The 2,866-nt window shown below is 62.3% G+C and carries 3 protein-coding genes; 1 reads left to right on the top strand and 2 read right to left on the bottom strand.

The features are described from left to right. On the top strand, positions 1-819 hold an 819-nt coding region (locus J5M56_RS23505; RefSeq protein WP_207937886.1), incomplete at its 5' end, for an NtaA/DmoA family FMN-dependent monooxygenase. A 152-nt stretch (positions 820-971) separates the two neighbouring features. On the opposite strand, the gene J5M56_RS23500 is transcribed toward J5M56_RS23505, so the two are convergent. After that, entirely contained in the window at positions 972-2,054 is a 1,083-nt protein-coding gene (locus J5M56_RS23500) for an LLM class flavin-dependent oxidoreductase (protein ID WP_207937885.1), read from the bottom strand. Between the two features lie 30 nt (positions 2,055-2,084). Then, positions 2,085-2,866 (bottom strand): LLM class flavin-dependent oxidoreductase (locus J5M56_RS23495; protein ID WP_207937884.1); only part of this gene is annotated, 782 nt, incomplete at its 5' end.

Raw genomic sequence — 2,866 nt, 5'->3', positions numbered from 1 at the left:
GAGGACGATGCCTTCCCTCGGGACCGCACTAGTGGCCGCTTCCTAGACCCGGCCAAGTTGCACGCCCTCAATCACAGGGGCGAGTACTTTTCGGTGGTCGGGCCGCTGAACATACAACGTTCGCCGCAGGGCCAGCCGGTGATCTTCCAGGCCGGCGATTCCGAACAGGGCCGCGACCTCGGGGCCGCTACTGCCGACGTAGTGTTCACACACGCTGCAAGCGTCGAGCAGGGCCAGGCGTTCTACCGCGATATCAAAGCTCGGGCCGCGCGGCGGGGGCGTGACCCGGAGCAGCTGTTGGTCATGCCAGGGGCGGAAATCTTCGTGGGCGATAGCGACGAGGACGGTCGCGAGATCGAACGCCACTATCATCAGACCGATCATAGCTTCGACCTGGCACTGAAGGAATTTGGGCGTAATTTTGGCTGGCACGATTTCAGCCAGTACGACCTTGATGAGCCGTTTCCCCAGGCCAGCCTCGAGTTCGCCCGCAGCAGCTTTTTCACCAACGCCAAGCGTATCGCTGACCAAGCCCGGGACAAAGGTTTTAGCCTGCGCCAGGCAGTCGAGTTCGGTCGCCAGCTGCGTCCGGGAGCCTTCGTCGGTTCGGCGCAGACCGTGGCGCAAAGGATGGCCGAGTGGTTCGAGGCCCGGGCGCTGGACGGTTTCAATATCTACATCGGCCATCCCGGGCAGTTCCGCCGTTTCACCGAAGAGGTGGTGCCGCTGTTGCAGGAGCGGGGGGTTTACCGCACGGCGTATGAAGGCAGCACCTTGCGCGAGAATCTGGGGTTGCCCATCCCACGCTTTGGTGGTTAGTCGGTTCGCGGGGCTGGCGAGTAGTCCCGCGGCATGCGCTAGGTTTGTAAGTCGCCTGCCCGACGTTGTTGACCCCCTGCAAACCCAGCAGGCTACGCATCTGGATAGCCGGTGATGCGCCCAATAGGGCGTTTCAGCAGGGGGGGAACCTACTAGGCTGAGCGGGTGATGCAAGCGCCTTGCTGCTGCGCAACCAGCGCACGAATCCGCGGAATCAGCTCTTGCCCATATTCCACGGCGTCTCGTAACTGCTCGAACCCGCGAAATAGAAAAGTGCTTACGCCCAGTTCGTAATAGGCTAGCGCAGCCTCGGCCACCTGCTCGGGCGTGCCGACCAGCGAGGTAGAGTTGCCGGCGCCGCCGCCCAAGGCCGCGATCTCGGTCCACAACCGGGTGTCATGTACTTTGCGCTCTGCAGCCAACTGCACAAGGCGTTCGGAGCCGGCGTTGCTCTTACCGAAATTTTTCTCGCGGCGCTTGCCCTGGCGGATGCTGATGCGTTGCTGGGCATCGGCTAAGATGCGCTCGGCCCGCGCCCAGGCCTCTTCTTGCGTGGCACCGAGGATGGGGCGTAACGAGAGACTGAAGCGGATATGATTCTCCCGCCCGTACCGGGCAGCCGCCTTGCGCACCTGAGCGATGCGCTCGCGCACTTGCTCCAGTGGTTCACCCCACATCATGTATACGTCGGCATGTCGCGCGGCGACTTCCACTGCCGCGTCCGATGCCCCGGAGAAGTAGACTGGCAGCTTGCCCACGGGTTTGACCAGGGTCAGGTTGTCTTCCACCCGGTAGTGCGCCCCTTGATGGTCGAATGGAGTGGTCTGGGTCCAGGTATTGTGCAGTACCTCTAGGTATTCGTCAGTGCGCGCATACCGCGCATCCTTGTTGAGGAAGTCGCCGCTATCGCCGCCGGTGATCACATTGATCGAGGCACGGCCACGGCTCAATTGGTCGAGTGTGGCGAACTGTCGAGCGGTGAAGGTCGGGGCCTGGAAGCCGGGGCGGTGCGCCACAAGTAGGCCGATGCGCTCTGTCAGTGCAGCGACGTAGCTGGCCAGAATCATCGAGTCTGGGGCACTGGTGTTAACCGCCAGCAGGGCTTTATCGAAGCCTGCGTATTCCTGGGCCTGGGCAAAAGCCTTGATGAAGTCCAGGTCAACCAGCGGGCCTCGGGGAGCCTGGGATTCGCTGCTTTCCTGGGCGCTGATGAAGCCAATGAATTCAAGGGTCATGTGGTGGAACTCCTTTAGCAAGGGCAGTGGTCAGGCGCAAGCAGTCTGGCTGCGGATTCGGCTGTAGCGGTTGGTAGGCACGCTTAGGCCAAAGCTGTCGCGCAACGTGCTGCCTGTATACTCGCTGCGCACCAGGTTGCGGGCCTGGAGAAGGGGTACTACCAGTTCGGTGAAGTACTTCAGACCATCGGGCAGCAACGAGTTGATGATGAAACCGTCGGCGGCGCCGCCCTCGAACCAAGCCTGTAAGGCATCGGCAACCTGTTCGGGGGTGCCTGTGAAGTCCCGCCGCGGGCGCGAGAAGCGCAAGGCAATTTCGCGCAGGCTCAGGCCCTCTTCGCGGGCCAGTTGTTTCAACTGGTCGGCAGTGCCTTTATGGCTGTTGTCGCCGAGTGTTCCTAGGTCGGGGAAGGGCGCGTCCAGGTCATGCTGGGTGAAATCGTAGTCGTTGAACGGTCGGCCAAGGGCGACCAGGGCATCTTCGACGCTCACCAATTCCACGGCCTGCTGGTAGCGGCGCTCGACCTCTGCTTCATCGCGGCCGATGATGGGGCGGATACCCGGCAGAATGAACAGTTGGTCGGGTTCGCGACCATGGCCGGCGGCGCGCCGTTTCAGGTCGTGATAGTAAGCGCGTGCGTCAGCGTATGACTCGGGGTTGACGAAGATTGCGTCGGCGTTCTGCGCTGCGAAATCGCGGCCGTCTTCAGACACCCCGGCCTGGAAGATCAGCGGTTGGCCCTGGGGTGAGCGCTGGATGTTCAGCGGCCCTTTAACCTTGAAGAACTCGCCCTGATGGCCCAGGGTGTGCA

The organism is Pseudomonas sp. 51_B (assembly GCF_017491595.1).
In the GTDB taxonomy this organism is placed as follows: Bacteria; Pseudomonadota; Gammaproteobacteria; order Pseudomonadales; family Pseudomonadaceae; genus Aquipseudomonas; species Aquipseudomonas promysalinigenes.
Note: the sequence above shows the minus strand (reverse complement) of the source record. Positions and strands in the feature narration are given on the sequence as shown.